Source organism: Enhydrobacter sp. (assembly GCF_030246845.1).
In the GTDB taxonomy this organism is placed as follows: Bacteria; Pseudomonadota; Alphaproteobacteria; order Reyranellales; family Reyranellaceae; genus Reyranella.
The window spans coordinates 2031258-2051457 of the sequence record NZ_CP126889.1; the positions used below are offsets into that span (position 1 = coordinate 2031258).

Annotated in this window: 16 protein-coding genes; 3 read left to right on the forward strand and 13 right to left on the reverse strand. The window is 68.1% G+C overall.

From position 1 onward, the window contains the following. Window positions 1–19: 19 nt before the first annotated feature. From OJF58_RS10225 to OJF58_RS10255, 7 genes are all read right to left on the reverse strand, one after another. Window positions 20–1624, reverse strand: a complete 1605-nt coding sequence (locus tag OJF58_RS10225) for an ABC transporter substrate-binding protein (protein WP_300783991.1) — start codon at window positions 1622–1624, stop codon at window positions 20–22. 113 nt (window positions 1625–1737) lie between these two features. Further along, the gene (locus OJF58_RS10230; protein WP_300783992.1) at window positions 1738–2640 is read right to left on the reverse strand and encodes an ABC transporter permease; all 903 of its coding nucleotides are present in this window, start codon (window positions 2638–2640) and stop codon (window positions 1738–1740) included. Between the two features lie 13 nt (window positions 2641–2653). Then, entirely contained in the window at window positions 2654–3625 is a 972-nt protein-coding gene (locus tag OJF58_RS10235; protein WP_300783993.1) for an ABC transporter permease, read from the reverse strand. 65 nt (window positions 3626–3690) lie between these two features. Beyond that, window positions 3691–5295, reverse strand: coding sequence for an ABC transporter substrate-binding protein (locus OJF58_RS10240; protein ID WP_300783995.1), 1605 nt, complete (start codon window positions 5293–5295; stop codon window positions 3691–3693). Window positions 5296–5335: 40 nt separating this feature from the next. Next, a complete protein-coding gene (locus OJF58_RS10245; protein WP_300783997.1) occupies window positions 5336–6328 on the reverse strand; it encodes an ABC transporter ATP-binding protein in 993 nt (330 codons plus the stop codon). Beyond that, window positions 6325–7323 (reverse strand): ABC transporter ATP-binding protein, encoded by a 999-nt coding sequence (locus OJF58_RS10250; protein ID WP_300783999.1) that lies wholly within the window; start codon window positions 7321–7323, stop codon window positions 6325–6327. Before OJF58_RS10250 ends, OJF58_RS10245 begins: the two co-directional genes overlap by 4 nt. A 257-nt stretch (window positions 7324–7580) precedes the next feature. Further along, the gene (locus tag OJF58_RS10255) at window positions 7581–8840 is read right to left on the reverse strand and encodes an MFS transporter (RefSeq protein ID WP_300784001.1); all 1260 of its coding nucleotides are present in this window, start codon (window positions 8838–8840) and stop codon (window positions 7581–7583) included. 69 nt (window positions 8841–8909) lie between these two features. Here OJF58_RS10255 and mutS point away from each other — a divergent pair, with 69 nt between their 5' ends. Further along, entirely contained in the window at window positions 8910–11591 is a 2682-nt protein-coding gene (gene mutS, locus OJF58_RS10260; protein ID WP_300784002.1) for a DNA mismatch repair protein MutS, read from the forward strand. On the opposite strand, the gene OJF58_RS10265 is transcribed toward mutS, so the two are convergent. The 5 genes from OJF58_RS10265 to OJF58_RS10285 form a co-directional block, all read right to left on the reverse strand. Continuing rightward, the gene (locus OJF58_RS10265; protein WP_300784004.1) at window positions 11592–11849 is read right to left on the reverse strand and encodes a hypothetical protein; all 258 of its coding nucleotides are present in this window, start codon (window positions 11847–11849) and stop codon (window positions 11592–11594) included. Between the two features lie 139 nt (window positions 11850–11988). After that, window positions 11989–13005: a methionine synthase gene (locus OJF58_RS10270; RefSeq protein ID WP_300784005.1), complete on the reverse strand. Its 1017-nt coding sequence runs from the start codon at window positions 13003–13005 to the stop codon at window positions 11989–11991. Window positions 13006–13015: 10 nt separating this feature from the next. Then, window positions 13016–14377 carry a heme biosynthesis HemY N-terminal domain-containing protein gene (locus tag OJF58_RS10275; protein ID WP_300784006.1) on the reverse strand — a complete coding sequence of 454 codons (1362 nt, stop codon included), beginning with the start codon at window positions 14375–14377 and terminating at the stop codon, window positions 13016–13018. A 6-nt stretch (window positions 14378–14383) separates the two neighbouring features. After that, a complete protein-coding gene (locus OJF58_RS10280; protein ID WP_300784007.1) occupies window positions 14384–16369 on the reverse strand; it encodes a uroporphyrinogen-III synthase in 1986 nt (661 codons plus the stop codon). Window positions 16370–16403: 34 nt separating this feature from the next. Then, window positions 16404–16865, reverse strand: a complete 462-nt coding sequence (locus OJF58_RS10285; RefSeq protein ID WP_300784009.1) for a methylated-DNA--[protein]-cysteine S-methyltransferase — start codon at window positions 16863–16865, stop codon at window positions 16404–16406. Between the two features lie 69 nt (window positions 16866–16934). On the opposite strand from OJF58_RS10285, the gene OJF58_RS10290 reads away from it, so the two are divergent. Beyond that, entirely contained in the window at window positions 16935–18293 is a 1359-nt protein-coding gene (locus OJF58_RS10290) for an alpha/beta fold hydrolase (RefSeq protein ID WP_300784010.1), read from the forward strand. Between the two features lie 131 nt (window positions 18294–18424). Here OJF58_RS10290 and OJF58_RS10295 read toward each other — a convergent pair whose 3' ends face one another. Continuing rightward, window positions 18425–18913, reverse strand: coding sequence for an L-2-amino-thiazoline-4-carboxylic acid hydrolase (locus tag OJF58_RS10295; RefSeq protein ID WP_300784011.1), 489 nt, complete (start codon window positions 18911–18913; stop codon window positions 18425–18427). Between the two features lie 251 nt (window positions 18914–19164). Between OJF58_RS10295 and argC the strand changes: the two genes are divergently transcribed. Beyond that, window positions 19165–20127 carry an N-acetyl-gamma-glutamyl-phosphate reductase gene (argC, locus tag OJF58_RS10300; protein WP_300784013.1) on the forward strand — a complete coding sequence of 321 codons (963 nt, stop codon included), beginning with the start codon at window positions 19165–19167 and terminating at the stop codon, window positions 20125–20127. Window positions 20128–20200: the final 73 nt, after the last annotated feature.

Genomic DNA, 20200 nt, shown 5'->3' on the forward strand with positions numbered 1-20200 from the left:
CGCGGACGCGCCGATCGCGCTACTTGTCGAGCCAGATGTTGGCGAGGTCCTGGTTGAGGTAGTGGCTGGGACTGATCTTCCAGCCCTTCACGTAGGATCGCGCCAGCACGATGCGGTACCAGTATGGCAGGACGATCTCATGCGCCATCGCGTCCAGCGTGTGCTTTTCGTAGGCGCGCATGGCAGCCCGCTGCTTCTTGGGATCGGTCTCGTACTGCATCTTGTTGTAGAGCTCGACCGATTTCGGATCGTCGTAGCCCCCATAGTTGTCCGGAAAGATCTTGCCGGGCAGATACTTGCCGGTGTCGAGCACGGGGTTGACGACGCTCTGGCAGTTGGCCTCCAGCGCCACGTCGAAGGTGCCGGCGCGCATGTTCTGGAACCACGGGCCGGTGGGCACGACCTTCTGCTCGACGTCGAGGCCGATCTTCTTCCACTCGCTGACCGCCCAGGTGCCGACAAACTTGTAGGGCTGGTCGACATTGCGGTTGAGCAGCTCGAATTTCAGGCCTTCGGCGCCGGCCTCCTTCAGGAGACGCTTGGCCTCGGCCCGCGACTTGTCGACGTCGGGCCAGTAGCCGGCGATCTGCTGCAGCTCCTCCTTGGTCGCGGCCAGCGGCGAGCCGGGGAACACGATGCCGCCCACGGTGCGTACGTTCGCGATCTTGGAGAGGGCCGGAGCCCCGTGCCACTGGTCGATGGCAAGGGCCAGGGCGCGACGCACGCGCACGTCGTCGAACGGCTTCTTCCGGCTGTTCGGCGTCAGGATGTTGCCGCAGTTCCAGTCGCTCTCCTGCACGGTGACCTTGTCGCCAAGCTCTTTCACCAGCTGGTCCCGGGCCGCGGGCGGAAGCCCCCGGAACTCGATGGCGGCACGGTCGGCGCGCAGCGCATCGATACGCACCGACTGCTTGGGGGTAAAGATGCCCTCGATCGCGTCGAGATAGGGTTGGCCCTTGTGATAGTAGTCGGGGTTGCGGACGCCCTTGATCGACTGGCCGACCTCGTAGGAGACGAACTTGAAGGGGCCGGAGCCCATGATGTTCTTCTCGTACCAGCGCGGATCCTTGTCGAGGATCTCCTTCTTGTAGATCCAGGCGAAGGGATCGGCGAGTGCGGGCAGGAAGGCCGTCGTCGGGTACTTCAGACGGAACACGACAGTGTCGTCGTCGGGCGCCTCGATCTTGTCGACCATCGCGTAGAAGCTGACACGTGCACTGGTGACCCCTTTGCGGGGGAAGACGATCTCGTTCCAGCTCGCTGCGACGTCCATCGCCGTGAGCTTGCTGCCGTCGTGCCACTTCACGTCGCGGCGGATCTTGAAGGTGTAGGTCTTGCCGCCGTCGGTCGGCTTGGACATCTCGGTGCAGAGATCGCAAACGAACTCGGTCGTCGATGCCGGATTGTCGGGCGGCACGCGGATCAGCACGCTGTAATACGGCGCCGCCGTGTGCACCGTGGCGAAGGTGGTCTCGCGGTGGCCGTCGAAGCTCGGTGGCGCGTCGGCCGGTATGAGATAGGTGAGTGTGCCGCCCCGCTTGGGCGTTTGTGCGCTTGCCGACGCCGCGGCGATCGCGGCCGCCAAGCCGATCCCCACGGCCCACAGTCCTGTTCGAAGGTCCATCGCTTCCTCCTCCTGCCCGACCCGGTCTTTGCGGGTCTTGCTAGCGCCCGTCTTGCCCTTCTGTCGGCGGCGGCCGGCGCGACGGCCAGCCTGCTCGTTGCCCGACCGGCCGCTCAGCGCGTCCGCAGCTTGGGATCGATGGCATCGCGCAGCGCATCGCCGAACAAGCTGAAGCCGAACACCGTCGCCGTGATCGCGAGACCCGGGAAGATCGCGATCCAGGGTGCCGTGGAGGCGTACTCCTCGGCGCCGCCCTGCAGCATCAGGCCCCACGCCGGCACCGGCTCCTGCACGCCGAGCCCGAGATAGGACAGCGACGCCTCGGCCAGAATCGCCTGACCTACGAAGGCGGTGAGCATGATCAGGAATGGTGCCATCACGTTCGGCACCATGTGCCGGAGAATGATGCGCATATGCCCGAAGCCGCAGGCGCGCGCCGCGTCGACATAGGGCACCTCGCGGATCGCAAGCGCGCTCGAGCGCACCACGCGGGCGCAGCGCGGGATCAGCGGAATGGTGATTGCGGTGATCACGTTGTGCACGCCGGTGCCGAAGATCGACACGACCGCGAGCGCCATGATGATCAGCGGGAACGCCATCATCACGTCGAGCACCCGCTGCACCGCAAGGTCGATGCGCCCGCCGAAATAGGCGCTGGCGACCCCGAGCACGAGGCCGCTGACCCCCCCGACGATGGCCGACGAGAAGCCGACGATCAGCGCGGTGCGCGCGCCGAAGATGATGCGCGAGAGGATGTCGCGGCCGAACTGATCGGTGCCGAGCAGGTGCGCCCAGCTCGGCGCCTGGGTCATGGCGTCGAAGTCGTTGGAGGTCGGGTTGTAGGGCGCGATCCAGTCGGCAGTGAGGCCGGCGAAGGCGATCACCAGAACGATCACGATGCCGATCGTGCCGACCGGCTGGCGGCGTAGGAACGTCAGGACCGATTTGCCGAACGAGCGCCGGATTTCCGGCACCTCGACAACGTCGGCGGCAGACGTGGAAACGATGGACGTCATGGGAACTGCCCCTTCACCCGTACCGGATACGTGGGTCGAGCCACGCGTAAAGCAGGTCGACCACGAGATTGGTCACCACGAAGATGGTCACGACGAGCATCACCAGGGCCTGGGTCAGCGTATAGTCCTGGTTCTGCACCGCCTGCACGAACAGCCGGCCGATGCCGTTGAGGTTGAACACCTGCTCGGTGACCACAAGGCCGCCGATCAGGAAGGCGAACTCGATGCCGATCAGGGAGACGACCGGCAGCAGCGCGTTCTTGAGCGCATGCCGGTTGATGATGATCCGCTCGATCAGGCCCTTGGCCCGCGCGGTGCGGACGTAGTCCTCGCGCATCACTTCGAGCATGGCCGAGCGCGTCATGCGCATCACCACCGCTGCATAGCGATAGCCGACGGTGATCGCCGGCAGGATCACGATCGAGAGATTGTGGATCGGATCCTGCCAGATCGGCACATAGTTGATCGGCGGCATCCAGGGCGACCCGGTGATCGCCTGGGTGAGCTCGAGGACCAGCAGGATGGTCACGATGCCGAGCCAGAACGAAGGGGTGGCGATGCCGGCAATCGCGACCGAGCGCACGATCAGGTCGGTCCAGCTGTTCTGCTTCAGGGCCGAGATCGTGCCGAGCGGGATCGCAATCGCGACCGCGACCACGGTGGCAAGGATCGCCACCTCGAGCGAGATCGGGAACCGGACGCCGATCTCGTAGGCCACGGTCTTGCCGGACCACATCGAGATGCCGAAGTGGCCGGTGAAGAAGCCCCCGACGAAACTCAGGAACTGATAGACGAGCGGACGATCGAGGCCGAGCTCCTTGTGGCAGAGCGCCACCGCGTGCGGATCGAAGGTGCCGCCGCCGGCGCCCAGTCGCACGACGCAGATGTCGCCGGGGATCAGGCGCATCAGCACGAACACGAGCGCGGCCGCCCCGACCAGCGTCGGGATGGTGAGCAGCACCCGCTTCAGGATGTATCGATACATGGCCTTGGTTCGATTCCGGATCCGCCGGTGCCCGTCCACGGGGGCGGACACCGACGAGTGCTACGCTACTTGTCGAGCCAGATGGTCGACAGGTCCTGGTTGATGTAGTGGCTGGGGCTGATCTTCCAGCCCTTCACGTACGACCGGTACGGGACGATCCGGTGCCACCAGGGCGTCATGATCGCGTGCACCTGGGTGCCCAGAACATAGGTCTCGAACTCCCGCATCTCCTCGCGGAGCTTCTTCACGTCGGTCTCGTGCAGCATGGCGTCGTAAAGCTTGACCTCTTTCGGATCCTCATAGTTCCCGTAGTTCTCGCTGTAGACGGAGTGCGGCAGGAACTTGCTGACATCCATGACCGGATTGACGACGCTCTGGCAGTTGAAGTCCATCGTGGTGTCGAAGGTGTTGTGCCGAAGCGCATCGAAGAACGGGGCGGTCGGCAGGACGCGCTGCGTCGCGTGCAGGCCGATCTTGCTCCACTGGTCGATCAGCCAGGTCGCGACATACTTGTAGGGCTGGTCGACGTTGCGGTTGAGCAGCTCGAATTGCAGCCCCTCGGCGCCGGCCTCCTTGAGCAGCTTCTTCGCCTCGGCACGGGCCTTTTCCACGTCCGGCCAGAAGCCGGGAAGCTTTTCGAGCTCGGCCTTGGTCGCGGCCAGCGGATGGTCCGGAAAGACGATGCCGCCGGGCGTCTTGACGATGGCGATCTTGGCGAGCGCCGGAGCGCCATGCCAGGTGTCGAGCGCGAGCGCCAGCGCCTTGCGCACGCGGACGTCGTTGAACGGCTTCTTGCCATGGTTCGGTGTCACCATGAGCAGGCAGTTCCAGTTGCTCTGCTGCACGGTGATCTTGTCGCCGAGCTCCTTCTTGAGCTGGTCGACCGCCGACGGCGGATAGCCGCGGAACTCGATCGCGGCGCGGTCCGCGCGAATGGCGTCGATCTGCACGGCCTGCTTCGCGGCGTAGATGCCGACGAAGCTGTCGAGGTACGGCAGGCCCTTATGGTAGTAATTCGGGTTGCGCTTGCCGGAGATCGACTGGCCGACCTCGTACTTGTCGAAGATGAACGGGCCGGAGCCGAGGACGTTCTTCTCGAACCAGTGCGGATCCTTCTCGAGGATCTTCTTGGGGTAGATCCAGGCGTATGGATCCGCCAATGCCGGCAGGAACGCCGTCGTCGCATATTTCAGGTGGAACACGACCGTGGCCGGATCGGGCGCCTCGATCTTGTCGACCATGACGTAATAGGTCTTGCGTGCGCTCGCCACGCCCTCGGGCGGGAACACGATATAGTTCCAGCTTGTGGCCACGTCGTCGGCAGTGAGCGGCGAACCGTCGGAGAACTTCACGCCGTCGCGGATCTTGAAGGTATAGGTCTTGCCGCCGTCTGTCGGCTTGGGCATCTCGGTGCAGAGATCGCACACGAAGTCGGTCGTCGAGGACGGGTTGTTGGGGTCGACGCGGATCAGCACGCTGTAGAAGGGCGCGGCCGAGTGGACGGTCGCGTAGGTGGTCTCCTTGTGGCCGTCGAAGCTCGGCGGCGACACCGCCGGAATCAGATAGTGCAGGACTCCGCCGCGCTTTGGCGTCTGCGCGCTCGCAGAAGCCGCGGCGATCATGGCGGCCAAGCCGATCCCTATGGCCCACAGTCCTTTTCGAACGTCCATCGCTTCCTCCTCTTGTCCGACCCGGTCTTTGCGGGCCTTGCTAGTTCACGACGTCGCAGGCGACCCAATGGCCGGGCCGCAATTCCCTGAGCGCAGGCCTTGCTCTCCTGCAGGTCTCGACCGCCAAGGGGCAGCGGGGATGGAAGACGCATCCCGCGGGTGGATTGATCGGGCTCGGCACCTCGCCGCGCGGCGGCCGAAAGGCGCGCGACGCCTCGACCGTCGGATCGGGAATCGGCACGGCCGCCAGCAGGGCCTGCGTATAGGGATGAAGCGGATTGTCGAACAGCTCGTCGCTGGCGGCCATCTCGACGATTCGGCCGAGATACATCACCGCCACGCGCTGGCAGAGATGGCGCACGACGGAGAGATCGTGGGCGATGAAGAGGTAGGTGAGGCCGAGCCGCTCGCGCAGATCCTCCAGCAGGTTGACGACCTGCGCCTGGATCGAGACGTCGAGTGCGGACACCGCCTCGTCGCAGACGATGAACTCGGGCTCGAGAGCGAGCGCGCGCGCGATGCCGACACGCTGGCGCTGGCCGCCCGACATCTCGTGCGGATAGCGGTCGGCGAACTTCGGGTCGAGCCCACACATCGACAGGAGCTCGTCGACCCGCGCGCGCCGGCGAGCGGGGTTGCGTTCCGTGCCGTGGACCTTGATCGGCTCGGCGACGATGTCGCCCACCTTCATGCGCGGATTGAGCGAGCTGTAGGGATCCTGGAAGATCACCTGCATGCGCCGCCGCAACGCCACCAGGCCGCCGCCGCGCAGCCGGCTGACGTCCTGGCCGTCGAACAGGATCTGGCCGGCCGTCGGGCGCTCCAGTCGCAGGATGCAACGGCCGGTCGTGGTCTTGCCGCAGCCGCTCTCGCCGACCAGGCCGAGCGTCTCGCCCCGGCCGATGGCAAAGTCGATGCCGTCGACCGCCTTCACCTCGCCGACCTTGCGCGACAGCACGATCCCTTCGGTGACCGGGAAGTGCATGGCGAGGCCCCGCACTTCCAGAAGCGGCGAGGTGGCCGCGGCCGTCATGCGGCGACCCCCTCGGCGAGAAGTTCGGCGCTGCGGAAGCAGGCGGCGAGATGGGCCGGCTCTCCCGCCGGCTCGAGCGCCGGCCGGGCCTCGGCACAGCGCTCCACGGCGAACCGGCACCGGGCGCGAAAGGCGCAGCCCGCACCGAGCCGCGTCAGATCGGGCGGCTGGCCGTCGACGGGGTCGAGACGGGCCCGCCGCGGACGGTCGAGCCGCGGCACGGAGCGCAACAGCGCCATGGTGTAGGGATGGCGTGGCCGGTGATAGATCGCCTCGGCGCGGCCCGCCTCGACGATGCGTCCGGCATACATCACGTTCACCCGGCTAGCGTAGCGCGCGACCACCCCGAGATTGTGGGTGATGATGATCTGTGCGACGCCGAGCTTGCGCGTCAGCGACTTCATCAACTCCAGGATCTGCGCCTGGATGGTGACGTCGAGCGCCGTGGTGGGCTCGTCGGCGATGATCAGCTTGGGATTGCAGGCGAGCGCAATCGCGATCATGACCCGCTGCCGCATGCCGCCGGAAAGCTGGTGCGGATATTGCCTGAGCCGCCGGGCGGGATCGGCGATGCCGACCATCTCCAGCAGCTGCACCGCGCGCCTTTCGGCCGTCGGCCGGTCCGCGCCCTGATGCTCCTCCAGCGTCTCGGTGATCTGTCGTCCGATCGTGAGCACGGGATTGAGCGACGTCATCGGCTCCTGGAACACCATGCCGATGTCGCGCCCGCGGATCGTGCGCATCTCCGATTCGGGCAGGCGCAGCAGGTCGCGGCCGTCGAACAGAATCTCGCCGGCCGTGATGCGGCCGGGCGGATCGGCGATCAGGCGCAGGATCGAGAGGGCACCGACCGATTTGCCCGACCCGCTTTCGCCCACCACCGCCACTGTCTCGCCGTGCTCGACGGTGTAGGAGACGCCATCGACGGCGCGCACGACGCCGGCGCCGGTACGAAACTCGGTATGGAGTCCTTTTACCTCCAGCAATGGCGGCACGCGGTCTCTCCGTGAAGCAGCTTGCCTGACGCTACGCACGCACTCGGAACAGTCGGCGCCGTCCGCCCTGCCTGTCTCGGCGGGCGTCGTTCCGCATGGGCCTCGAAGGGCCCTGCGAACGCTCGGGCCGTCAAACGTCTACTGTGAAGCCTGTTTCCTCATCACGCTCCCGGCCTCTTGCTGGACGGGGCAGCCTCTATCGGGCCACGCGAAGCCTACGAGGCGTCCAGCCGCGGTGCAACCGGTATGAAGGGCGGTCACGATGACGTCGCGGCGACGGCCGGCGCTCGCGCGGTCAACGCCGCGCCGGCCGCGAGGACGGCGAGTATGCCGAACAGGACGAGCGAATCGAAATAGCTCCCGCTCCAATCGCGCAAAGTACCGGACAGCAACGGACCTGCCGCCTGCGCCAGCACCTGCAACGGCAAGGCGACGCCACGGATGGCGCCATAGCTCTCGCGGCCGAAGTAGTCGGCCCACGCCATCGGTAGCAGCGTCATAATGCCGCCGATGCCGAGGCCGAACGTGCCGGCGGCAAGGCAGCCGGCGGGCAGCGAGCCGACGCCGATGAGGGCGAAGGCGCCGGTGCCCATCAGCAGGGCGGCCAGCATCAGCCCGTGGCGGACCGGCCAGTGCCGCGGCAGGAAGCCGATGCCGAAGCTTGCGAGGGCCGACATGGCCGAGAAGAAGCTGATCACCGTGGCGGCGGCGATCGGCGACAGGCCGCGCTCGATGAGATGCGGCGCCTGGTAGAGGCTGACGCCGGCCTGCACCGGATAGACCAGCACCGTGTAGAGCGACAGCAGCCAGAAGGCCTGGGTGCGCATCGCCTGACTTCGATTGAAGCGCGGCTCGGCCGCAGGGCCGCCGGCGGCAGCGACCGAACGGTCCGGCTGCAGGCCGAGATCCTCGGGCCGGCGCACCAGCAGCAGCCAGCACGGCAGGAAGCCCACGACCAGCACCGTGGCGCCCACCGCGAGCCAGCCCGCACGCCAGTCGCCGCCCTGCATGGCGATCTGGGCGAGGAAGGGCAGCGTCACCAGGCCGGACATCTGCGCCAGCGTGGCGATGGAGGTGGCGCGCACGCGCCGGGCGACGAACCAGTTGTTCAAGGCGCCATAGAGTCCCAGCTCGAACGGCCCCGCCCAGTTCATGCGCGCGAAGCAGAACAGCAGATAGAACATCACGAGCGACTGCGTGAGGGAGAGGGCCATGGCCGCGAGTCCCGTCGTCAGCACCGCGAGGCAGAGGACGAGGCGCGCACCGCGACGATCGAGAACGGGCCCGATCACCGGCGAGACGATCGCGGCCAGCAGACCGCCCAGCGACACCGCGCCGCCCATCGCCGTACGCGACCAGCCGAACTCGTGGGTCATCGGCGTGACGAAAACCGACAGCACGGCGACCGCCGGTCCCTGGCGGGCGAAGCCCGCGAGGCAGACGCATCCCAGCACCACCCAGCCGTAGAAGAACGGCAGGCGTGGCGCGAGCAGGCGGGACAGGAAAGGCGGTTGCATGTCTTCCCTTGTTGAAAGCGGGGATGACCGGCCGTGGCGAGGCGGCGGCCGTGCATGTTAAGCGAAAGCGTGCCCGATAGCTCCCGCCTCGCTTCCGTGCCGGCCGACGCCACGCCGATGATGCGCCAGTATCTCGCCATCAAGGCAGCGCATCCGGACCACCTGGTGTTCTACCGGATGGGCGACTTCTATGAGCTGTTCTTCGACGATGCGGTGAAGGCGTCGGCGGCGCTCGACATCGCGCTCACCAGGCGCGGCCAGCATCTCGGCGAAGATATCAAGATGTGCGGCGTGCCGGTGCACAGTCATGAGGCCTATCTCTCGCGGCTGATCCGCCAGGGCTTCAAGGTCGCGGTCTGCGAGCAGACCGAGGATCCGGCCGAGGCCAGGAAGCGCGGCGCCAAGTCGGTGGTCGAGCGCGCGGTGGTACGCGTCATCACGCCCGGAACGCTCACCGAGGATGCGCTGCTCGATGCGCGCAGTCACAACTATCTCGCCGCGCTCGCCGAGGCCCAGGGCGAACTGGCGCTGGCCTGGCTCGATCTCTCGACTGCGGACTTCGCGGCCCAGCCACTCGCCGATGGCCAGCTCGCTGCCGCCCTGGCGCGCCTGTCGCCGGGGGAACTGCTGGTGCCGGATCGGCTGCTGGCACGCGACGGCCTCAAGGCGGCGCTGGACGAATGGCAGGCCGTGCTCACGCCTCTGCCCTCGGCACGGTTCGACTCCGACAATGCGCGCAAGCGCCTGCAGGCGACGTTCCAGGTCGCGGCGCTCGACAGTTTCGGCAACTTCTCGCGCGCGGAGATCGCGGCCTGTGGCGCGCTGCTCGACTATGTCGAGCTGACGCAGGCCGGCAAGACGCCCATCTTCTCGCCACCGCGCCGGGAGCGACCGGATGGCACGATGGAGATCGATCCGGCGACGCGGCGCAATCTCGAGCTGATCAGGAGCCTCGACGGACGGCGCGACGGCAGCCTGCTGGCCACGATCGATCGCACCCTGACGGGGCCCGGCGCGCGGCTGCTGGCGGAGCGGCTGGCCGCGCCGCTCACCGACCGCGGCGAGATCGAGCGTCGTCTCGATCTGGTGCAGCTCTTTGTCGAGCGTCCCGCCTTGCGTGAGCGCGTGCGCGAGACCTTGAAGCGCACACCCGACATCGAGCGCGCCCTGCAGCGCCTGTCGGTTGGCCGCGGCGGGCCGCGCGACCTCGCCGCCCTGCGCGACGGGCTCGAAGCAGCCGAGACTCTGGCCACGCTTCCCGGTGCCGAGCCGGAGGCGCTGTCGCCATCGCCCGCGCCGCTCACCGGGATCGTGGCGGCCCTGTCGAACCATCGCACCCTGATCCGGTCGCTGGCGGCGGCGCTCGCCGACGAGCCACCGCTTCTTGCGCGCGACGGCGGTTTCGTTCGCGTGGGCTATCGCGCCGAGCTCGACGAGCAACGCACCCTGCGCGACGACAGCCGCAAGACGGTGGCGGCGCTGGAAGCGAGGTATCGCAGCGCCGCGGGCGTGCCATCGCTCAAGATCCGCCACAACAACATGATCGGCTACCACATCGAGGTGACGGCGACGCACGCCGACAAGCTCGACCTTGCCGCTTTGGGCTTCACGCGCCGCCAGTCGATGGCCAACGCCACGCGTTTCAGCACCGCCGAGCTGGCCGATCTCGAGACCCGCATCGGCCGGGCGGCCGACCAGGCGCTGGCGCTGGAGCTGGCGATCTTCGAAGCCTTGATCGCAGAGGCGATGGCGGTGTCGGACAGGATCGCCGCCGCCGGCCGGGCGCTGGCCACGCTGGACGTCGCGGCGGCCCTGGCCGAGCTCGCGACCCGCGGCAACTATGTGCGGCCGACGCTCGCCGACGAGGCCGTTTTCACCGTGGTCGGCGGTCGTCATCCCGTCGTGGAGGCGGCGCTGCAACGCCAGGGCGGGCCGGGCTTCGTGCCCAACGATTGCGAGCTCGGGCCCGAGCGGCGGCTGTGGCTGCTGACCGGCCCGAACATGGCCGGCAAGTCGACCTTCCTGCGCCAGAACGCGCTGATCGCGATCCTGGCGCAGGCGGGCTCCTTCGTGCCGGCGAAGGAAGCGCGCCTCGGCATCGTCGACCGCCTGTTCAGCCGTGTCGGCGCGGCCGACGACCTGGCGCGCGGCCGCTCGACCTTCATGGTCGAGATGGTGGAGACCGCGGCGATCCTGAACCAGGCGACGCCGCGCAGCCTCGTGATCCTGGACGAGATCGGCCGCGGCACGGCGACCTTCGACGGGCTCTCCATCGCCTGGGCAACGCTCGAGCACCTGCACGACATCAACAAGTGCCGCGCGCTCTTCGCCACCCACTATCACGAGCTGGGTGCGCTCAAGGAACGGCTGGCGGCGCTCGTGCCCTACACCATGCGTGTCAAGGAGTGGCAGAACGAGGTCGTTTTCCTGCACGAGGTGGCGCCGGGAGCGGCCGACCGGTCCTACGGCATCCATGTCGCGCAGCTGGCCGGTCTTCCGGCCGCGGTCGTCGCCCGTGCCGAGGAGGTGTTGGCGGCGCTGGAGAAGGGCGAGCAGTCGGGCGCCGTCACGCGCCTCGCCGACGATCTGCCGCTCTTCGCATCAGCGCCCGCGCGGCCCACGAGCGAGATGGCCAAGCCCGCCAAGTCCGAAGTCGAAGCCGCACTGGCGTCGGTCAATCCCGACGAGCTCTCGCCGCGCGAGGCGCTGGAGCTCGTCTATGCTCTGCGGGGCAAGATCGAAAGGGCGTAGTTATTTCAAGTGCACGGTGGGCATGGCGCCGTTGGGCAACGCCTCGGTAAGCGCCCGGCCGACCAGCCTCCCTTTCTGTGGAATCTCGAGCTGCAGCCGATGCGCGATGATCATGCCGAGATCGGCGTTGCGCGCCGGCGCGGGGTCCTCGAAATGCCGCCGGAAGCTTGGGCCCGCCGCGCCCATGGTGTTGCGGGTGTCGGCGCGCGAGAAGGAACCATACATGCCCTGGCCTTGCTGCAGGCCGGTATCGGCCACCTCCACGCCGCAGGTCGCGGGCCGGGCCGCAGGCCGTCGGCCACGAACAGGACGACGGCGGCAATCGGCAACGCATCGGACGATATCCCTTTTCACGCATATCGAGCTGCAATTAGCCCGAATGCGTGACGGGAATATCTCAGAGCGCCTTCCGCGCGAGCGCCGCGCCCTGGGCCAGCGCGCGCAGCTTGGCGTAAGCCGCGCCGAGCGTCATGGGCGCCATGCCGCAATTGGTGCAGGCCTGAATGCGCTCCGGATCGACGAACTGCGCCGCGAGCTTCAGCGTCGCCGCGACCTCTTCGGGCGTCTCGATCTTCTCGGAGGCGACGTCGATCGCACCCACCAACACGGTCTTGTTCTTGAGGAGCGTCATCAGCTCCGGCGGCACATGGCTCTGCCGGCACTCCAGCGATACCTGCTGGATCCGGCTGCGATCGAGGGCGGGGAAGGTCTCCTCGTACTGACGCCAGCTTTCGCCCAGCGTCTCTTTCCACTTGATGTTGGCCTCGATGCCGTAGCCGTAGCAGATGTGCACGGCGGTGGCGCACATCAGGCCCTCCGCGGCCTTTTCCAGCGCCGGCACGCCCCAGTCGACCGTTTCGGCCAGATAGACGTTGAAGGCAGGCTCGTCGAACTGGATCACGTCCACGCCGAGCCTCTCGAGGTCCTTCGCCTCCTGGTTCAGGAGCTCGGCGAAGGCGAAGGCCATCTTCACGCGATCGCCGTAGTGCCCGTCGGCCAGCGTGTCGATCAGGGTCATGGGACCGGGCAGGGTGAACTTGAGCTTGCGCGCCGTGGCTGCGCGGGCGACCCGCGCCTCCTTCTCGTGCACGAAGCGGCGGCGCCTGAGCGGGGCGACGACGGTCGGACAGTCCGCCTCGTAGCGGTTGTTGCGAATCCCCATGCGGATCTTCTTGTCGAAATCGACGCCATCGATCTCGGCGAGGAAGCCGTGCACGAAATGCTGCCGCGCCTGCTCGCCGTCGCTCACGATGTCGATGCCGGCCTGCTCCTGCCGCCGGATGGCCAGCGCGGTGGCGTCCTCCTTGGCCTCCTGCAGCGGCTGGCCGGTGAGCGTCCAGGGCGCCCACAGCACGTTGGGCGTAGCGAGCCACGACGGCTTGGGCAGGCTGCCGGCCAACGTCGTCTCGAACATCGGCGTCTCCTCAGACCTTTGTTTCCGCCGCGGGCAGGGCGGGCTTGGGGTGAACCTCGGGCGGCAGAATGTGGCCATAGGTGCCCGGCGCGCGCCAGTGCAACGTTCCGAACGCGCCGCAGCTCTCGCACACCGACCGCCAGGCCTCGTGGTGAGCGCCGCAGGCCGAGCAGCGCCAGGCCCGGTCCGCGGGCGCCTCGGCGGCGCGCGCCAGCCACTCGTGCACCTTGACCGAACCGCCGCCGGACCGCTCCTCGACATCGGCCATCATGCGGCACACGCGCGCCGTCGGATGGTCGCCGCCCGCCAGCTCGAGATGGCGCCGCGCCTCGCCCCACAGGCCGGCGTCGAGCGCGGCCTGGGCGATGGCGATATGGCTTTCGACATCCTCGATCTTCCGCTCGACCAGGCGGCGCACGAGGCCGACGCGCTTCAGCGGATCGCTCTCGCCGGCCGCCTCGAGATAGAGCCGGGCGAGATCGGGATGGGGCGAAAGCGACCACGCACGTTCGAGCGTCTTCATCGCGCGTCCGCCCTGGCCCGCCTTGGTCTGCAGCGCGGCGAGACGGCTCGCCACGGCGATGCGCTCGGGGGCGAGCCCGAAGGCTTCGCGCGCCAGACCCAGGGCATTGTCCTGCCTGCCCGCGCGCTCGGCCTCGCGGCTGCGCTCCACCAGCAGCAGCGCCTTCAGCGTGCGCCCCTTCTCGGCCGCCACCACGCGCGTGCGCAGACCCGTCTCGAGCGTTTCCTGGGCCGCTTGCCACCGGCCGACCTGCGCCTGCATGTCGAACAGCGAGTGCACGACCCACGCCGTCTGCGGCCGCAGCCGGAACGCGCGCTCGGCATAGTCCAGCGCCTGCACCTGATCGCCGTCATTGAGCGACTGGGCGATCATCCCGCGCAGGCCGAGGAAGGCCATGTGCTCGTCCTCGAGCATCGAACGGAAGGCGCGCCTGGCGCCGTCGCGATCGCCGTTGAGCTGAGCGGCCTGAGCCGAAAGCAGCAGCGTGAGCGATGGATCCGAGAGAAGCTGCTCGGCCTTGCGCGCATTCTTCTGCGCCTCGGCTGCATCGCCCGCGGCGACCGCCGCCAGGCCCTGCGTCAGCGCCCGATATCCGCGCCGTCGTCGGCTCTCGCCCCAGCCTTCGAGCAGTGCGCCCGGCGCGCCCACGATCCACCGGTAGAGCAGCCAGAGCGCCACGGCGAGCAGGATCACGATCAGAAGGGCGGCCAGCAGCACGCCGACGCTGGTATCGAGCCGCCAGCCGCGCCATTGCACGGTCACGGCACCCGGCCGCTCGGCGAGCCACACGGCGGCAAGCATCAGGACGGCCGCCACCGCGAACCAGAAGAGGGTACGCAGGAAGGTCATCGCGAACTACCGCGCGGCGCTCAGGAGAGAAACGCCTTCGGCCGCCAGCCGGTCGACGGCGCGCTGGCCCGCAAGATGCGCCTCGGCACGCGCCAGCCAGATCGCGGTCGCGCGATGCGTCTGTTCCGGCAAGGACTTCACGAGGTCGATCGCGTGGGCCAGGTCGCCCGCCTTCAGCGCCGCCTCGGCGCGCGCAAGCTTCGCCTCGGTCGTGTCACCCGTCACATCGGGCCCGACCCGACGCAGCGACACCAGCGCTTTCAGCCGACCGAGGATCCGCTGGCCGAACGAGTCGTCGGCGAGGTCGTCGGCCATCGCCGCGCGCGCCATCGCCGGGAAGTCGGCGGCGAGGCCCGCGCGCGACGCCACGCCCTTCTCCGCCAGCGGCTGCAGCGCCGTCTTCTGCTCGGCGATGGTCTTGTCGTCCTGCGCGAGCGGTCCCAGCAGGGCGAGATCGGCGGCGAAGGGCTGCTCGGACTCGAGGGCGGCGTCGAGGCGGGCGGCAATGCCGATCACGGCCGACGCGCGCGCCGCGGCCAGCGCCTTCTTCTCATTGGCGTCCACGCGGCTCGAATCGGCCTTCGCCTTCTCGACCGCGTCCGCCAGCGCCTTTGCCTTGTCCCCTTGTCCGGAGACCGTCTGCTCGAGATTCTGCAGGCCCGAGCGCAAGGTCGCGATCTCGACGCGCAGCGCCGCGACATCCCTGTCGACCTTGTCGACCTCGGCGCTGCTCGCCGCGTTCGCATCGGTCGACGGTGGCGCTGCCGGCTTGTTCTCCAGCGCTTCGACCCGGCTGCGCAAGCTGTTCAGCGCCTCGTCCGGCGGCGCCGGCGAGGACGGCGGTGGCGGGGCCTGCGCCTGCGTCGGCAACTGCGCCACGGTGCTGGTGAGCGCCCGCAGGCGCTTGTCGAGGTCGTCGATGCGCGCGTTGAGCGCCTGCTTGGCGGCCTCGATCTCGGCGGCGACATCGACCGCAGGCGGCGGCACGGCCGGAGCGGTCGCCACCTGTTGCGTCGGCCCGCGCCACAGGGCGCGCGCCTCGTCCGGCCAATACGGCAGGGACAGGAGAGCCGCCGCCAGCACGATCACCGCGGCGACGAGGCCGACCAGGAAGGCGGCGGGCAGACCGATGCCGCGTCGTGCCGGGACGACCGGTTTCGGCATGGACGCCGCGGCCGCCACGGGCGGCGCATCCGCCGACGGCGCAGGGGAAGTGAGGGTGTCGCTCATGGCCGGTCTCGCGGGTTCCGCCTGTTCTGCTGCCTGGGCATCGGTCAGCCGGTCGATCTCGTCGATCACGGCCTGACGTGTCGGCCGCGCCGCCGCCACCGTCGCCTTGAAAGGCAGGACCTTCAGGGGCTCGGTTGCGGCGGCACTGATGGCGATGGCCGTGATGGGGCGGCAGGCCTCGGCGAGTCCTGCAGCCGTCACCAGCTTGACGAAGGTGCGGGAGGCGCGCGGCGAGAAGAAGGTGGCGGCATCGAGCGCACGGGCCTCGAGCGCGGCACGCGCCGAATCGGGCAGCGCCTCCACCTCGCGCGCCTCGTAGAGCGCGAAGCGTCGGACGATATTCTCCGGGGCAGGGTCGCCCGCGACATCGACTCCGGAGACATGGACCAGCGGTCCGGCCTTGGGATCGAGCCGCTCCTGGACGAGCTTCGCGAGCGCGGCGCGGTCGCCCGAGGCCGAGGCCACCGAGGTGAAGCCCAGCCCCTCAGCGGTGGCCGCCGTCATGTCGCCGACGGCGAGGATCGGCTTGCTGCGCTGCTCGCTCGCCTCGGCAAGAGCGCGCGCGCCGTTGGCGCTGGTAAGCAGCACGGCCTGGCTCGCGGCCAAAGCCGCGGCGAAATCGTCGGGCGGTCGCCGGAAGTGGAGCTCGAACAACGGCGCGATCACGGCGACGTGGCCGCGCTGGCCGAGCGCCTGGGCAAGCGCCATCGCCTCGCGTTCCGGACGGGTGATCAGCACGCGCATGCGCTCTCCGTAACCCATCGAGCCGTGCCACTCCAGTGGCGCGCGTCCCCGCCTAAGGCAACATCACGCCTTCGAGGGCGAGAAGTCGCCGCTTGGTCGGCAGGCCGCGTCCGCCGGAATAGCCGCCGGCGCTGCCGCCGCTGCCCAGGACGCGATGGCACGGCACGACGATCGGCAGGGCATTGCGTCCGCAGGCCATGCCGACCGCCCGCGGCCCGGAGCCCAGCGCCATCGCCATGCCGCCATAGGTCGCAGTCTCGCCATAGGGGATGTCGCACATCATCGCCCAGACCCGCCTCTGGAAATCCGTGCCATGCAGGACAAGCGGGACATCGAAGCGCTTGAGTTTGCCGGCGAAGTAGCGTTCAAGCTGGCGCGCGGCCTCGTTGAGGATCGGCGAAGGCTTCCCGACCGCCCTTTCGGCGCCGTTCGTCCAGCGCACGGCGGAGAGGGCCTCGCCCTCTGCCTCGAGTGCAAGACGGCCGACCGGACTGTCGATGAAGCAAATCGTCATCCCACAAAGCGTAGCGTCGCGGCCGGGCATTTGCCAACATGCGGCAATCATGGTTTCGGGGGAGAAAGGATGAACGTCGGACGGCCGACACGACGGGCCGTGCTGGCAGGCGCGGCCACAGTGGTACCGACGCTTGCCTTCGGTCAGCGACGCCAGGCGCCGCGCGAGACGGTGCCGCCGATCGTTTTCGTGCACGGCAACGGCGACTCCGCCGCCGTCTGGATCAACAACTTCTGGCGCTTCGAAAGCAACGGCATCCATCGCAACCAGCTTTTCGCCATCGACTTTCCCTATCCGCTGGCCCGGACCGACGACTCCAAACCGCAGCCGCTGCGTTCCTCGACGGAAGACCAGATGCGCGAGCTGGCGGCGTTCGTGGCGGATGTGCGCGACAAGACCCATCGCCGCAAGGTGGCGCTGATCGCCTCGTCGCGCGGCGGCAATGCGGTGCGCAATTATCTCAAGAACGGCGGCGGGGCAGAGTTCGTTAGCCATGCCGTGCTGTGCGGCACGCCCAACAAGGGCATCGTCGTGTCCGACACGATGCTGGTCGGCAGCGAATTCAACGGCGCATCGCCCTTTCTCAAGGGCCTGAACAGCGGGCCGGACGATCTCGTTCCCGGCGTCGAGATGATGGCGATCCGCTCCGACAAGAACGACAAGTACTCCCAGCCCGACGCGCGCTTCGTCGGCCATCCCGGCAAGCCGACCGGGGTCGGCTACGACGCCTCGGAGCTGCGCGGCGCGAAGAATGTCGTCCTGGACGGCCTCGATCATCGCGAGACGGCATTCCACAAGCTCGCCTTCGCCGCCCAATACGAATTCATTGTCGGCAAACCCGCCGGGACGCTGTTCATCGCCCAGGAGCCGCGGCCGACATTGAACGGCAAGGCAAGCGGCATCACCGATGGTATCTACACCAATCTTCCCGTGTCGGGCGCCGAGGTCGAGATCTACGAAGTCGACCCCAAGACCGGCGACCGCAAGAGCAACATCCCGGCGCATCGCAAGACGACCGGTGCCGATGGCCTGTGGGGGCCATTCATTTCCCACTCGGAGGCCTACTACGAGTTCGTGCTGCGGATCGACGGGGAGCCCGTCACGCACATCTACCGCTCACCGTTCCTGCGCTCGTCCGACATCGTCCATCTGCGGCCGCAGCCTTTCGGCAAGGGCGACGAGGGGGCTGGCGCGGTCGTGATGATGAGCCGGCCGCGCGGCTATTTCGGCATCGACCGCGACAAGTTCAGCCTCGACGGCAAGGTCCCGCCCGGCATCACCGAAGGCGTGCCCGCCGTATCGACCGGCAAGCTCCATTTCGACGCCAAGCCGCGCACCATCGTGGCGGTGCTCAACAACGAGACCATCGCGACCCGCACCTTCCCGGCCAAGGACAATCACATCGTGGTCGCCGAGTTCACGAACTGACTCGAGCTCGGGCAAGTAGGCCACTCCAGTGGCATCTTCATGCCGTTTCGACGTCGTCTGAGCGCAACTGGAGTTGCGCGCTCCCGTCACGAATGATCAGGGGCAGATCTGCCAGTTGACGGCGTCCCTCGTCACTTGTCGTAGCGATAGCGGAAGTCGCAGTGGCTTGCGCCCTGCATGATGGTCTGCGTGCGCTCGAGCTTGAGCTTGGGATCGTAGCCCTCGCAGAAGGCGCCGTCGCGATTGCACGAGAGCAGGTGGCCGATCTCGCCGAGCCCCATGGCCTTGTAGGTCTCGGCATAGCGGCAGCGCGTGACATTGAAGGCGAAGGTCTCGTCGCTCTGTTCCTTGACCTCGATCTCGAGCGCGCCGCCCTTGGTCCAGAGCGGCATCACGTCCTGGAAGGCCTGGAGAGAGGTGCCGCCCGGTGCGGCGGCGGCGAACGCGCGCGCCTGGGCGATCGCCGACCGTCGCACGGATTCGGCGACGGTCTTACGCGCAACCTCCTCGCCGTGGCTTGCCTTCAGGGTCTCGTAGACCTCCTTCAGGATCTCGGCTTCGATCTTGCGCTTCTCGAGCATCGACAGGCCTTCGGGATGGGCGGCCGGCGGCTGTGTCATGACGGGCACTCCGGAATGGATCGGCCAGCCTACACCTTGACATCGCTCCTGTCGGATGAAATATCCCGGCACGATGATCTCGTTCGCCTTCCTCCGGTCGCGACGCCGCCGCTTGTCCAAGCGGCGCGAAGGCGTGCGCGCGTAACGGCGCGCCGCATGATGAAGCCGCTGGAGAGGACAGAGCGGCTTCCCTGTTTCCTTCTTCTCCAGCCGGCCCCTCCAGAAGGCCCCGATTTGCGAGAGAGAAGACCATGACCAGCAACAAGACCAAGATCTTCATCGACGGTCAGCACGGCACGACCGGGCTCAAGATCCACGAGCGGCTGAAGGATCGGCCGGACATCGAGCTCCTCGAGCTGCCGGCGGCCGAGCGCAAGGACCTCGCCAGACGGGTCGAGATCGCCCGGGCGGCCGACATTGCCGTGCTCTGCCTGCCGGACGCGGCGGCGAAGGAGCTGGTGGCGGCGCTGGGCGACGCCGAGGTCTGCGTGATCGACGCCAGCACCGCCCATCGCGTCGCCGACGGCTGGACATACGGTTTCCCCGAGCTTGGCAAGGACCATCGCCGGAAGCTGCTGGCCTCCCGGCGCATCAGCAATCCGGGCTGCTATCCCACCGGCGCCATCGCCATCCTCCATCCGCTGGTGGAGGCGGGCATCGTGCGGGCCGATTCGACGCCCGCGGTCTTCGGTGTCTCCGGCTATACGGGCGGCGGCAAGGAGCTGATCGAGGTCCATGAGAAAACCGACGTCGAGCCGTTCGGCGTCTACGGCCTCGAGCTCGCGCACAAGCACGTGCCGGAGATGAAGAAGTACTCCGGCCTTGCGCACGCGCCGCTGTTCGTGCCGTCGGTGGGGCACTATGCCCAAGGAATGCTGGTCATGGTGCCGATCACGCGCGACATCACGGCGAAGCAGGTGACGGCGGCCGACGTGCACAGGGTGCTGACCGACCACTATGCTGGCGAGACTTTCGTGCCGGTGCGGCCGTTCGCCGACCGCAAATGGCTGGAGCGCGACCGGTTCCTGCGCGCCGACCGGCTGATCGACACCAACTCGATGGAGCTCGCGGTTTACGGCAACGACGCCGAGGGCAACGTTCTCGCCGTCGCCTCGCTCGACAATCTCGGCAAGGGGGCGTCCGGCGCGGCGGTGCAGGTGATCAACCTCAAGACCGGCGTCGACGAAACCACGGGGCTCGCCGTCGCGTCGTAGCTTCCTGCGGACCGCGAGCTTCCAGCCCGCTCATCATCACCAGCTCGAGCGCCATTTCCCGCGAGCGGGCTGG

What these genes read in the sequence shown, in the direction of transcription:
- OJF58_RS10235 (WP_300783993.1), bottom strand. Translation starts at nt 3,625, where the DNA reads ATGTATCGATACATCCTGAAGCGGGTGCTGCTCACCATCCCGACGCTG.
- argC (WP_300784013.1), top strand. Translation starts at nt 19,165, where the DNA reads ATGACCAGCAACAAGACCAAGATCTTCATCGACGGTCAGCACGGCACG.
- OJF58_RS10230 (WP_300783992.1), bottom strand. Translation starts at nt 2,640, where the DNA reads ATGACGTCCATCGTTTCCACGTCTGCCGCCGACGTTGTCGAGGTGCCG.
- OJF58_RS10240 (WP_300783995.1), bottom strand. Translation starts at nt 5,295, where the DNA reads ATGGACGTTCGAAAAGGACTGTGGGCCATAGGGATCGGCTTGGCCGCC.
- OJF58_RS10290 (WP_300784010.1), top strand. Translation starts at nt 16,935, where the DNA reads ATGAACGTCGGACGGCCGACACGACGGGCCGTGCTGGCAGGCGCGGCC.
- OJF58_RS10255 (WP_300784001.1), bottom strand. Translation starts at nt 8,840, where the DNA reads ATGCAACCGCCTTTCCTGTCCCGCCTGCTCGCGCCACGCCTGCCGTTC.
- OJF58_RS10295 (WP_300784011.1), bottom strand. Translation starts at nt 18,913, where the DNA reads ATGACACAGCCGCCGGCCGCCCATCCCGAAGGCCTGTCGATGCTCGAG.
- OJF58_RS10245 (WP_300783997.1), bottom strand. Translation starts at nt 6,328, where the DNA reads ATGACGGCCGCGGCCACCTCGCCGCTTCTGGAAGTGCGGGGCCTCGCC.
- OJF58_RS10275 (WP_300784006.1), bottom strand. Translation starts at nt 14,377, where the DNA reads ATGACCTTCCTGCGTACCCTCTTCTGGTTCGCGGTGGCGGCCGTCCTG.
- OJF58_RS10225 (WP_300783991.1), bottom strand. Translation starts at nt 1,624, where the DNA reads ATGGACCTTCGAACAGGACTGTGGGCCGTGGGGATCGGCTTGGCGGCC.
- OJF58_RS10280 (WP_300784007.1), bottom strand. Translation starts at nt 16,369, where the DNA reads ATGGGTTACGGAGAGCGCATGCGCGTGCTGATCACCCGTCCGGAACGC.
- OJF58_RS10270 (WP_300784005.1), bottom strand. Translation starts at nt 13,005, where the DNA reads ATGTTCGAGACGACGTTGGCCGGCAGCCTGCCCAAGCCGTCGTGGCTC.
- OJF58_RS10285 (WP_300784009.1), bottom strand. Translation starts at nt 16,865, where the DNA reads ATGACGATTTGCTTCATCGACAGTCCGGTCGGCCGTCTTGCACTCGAG.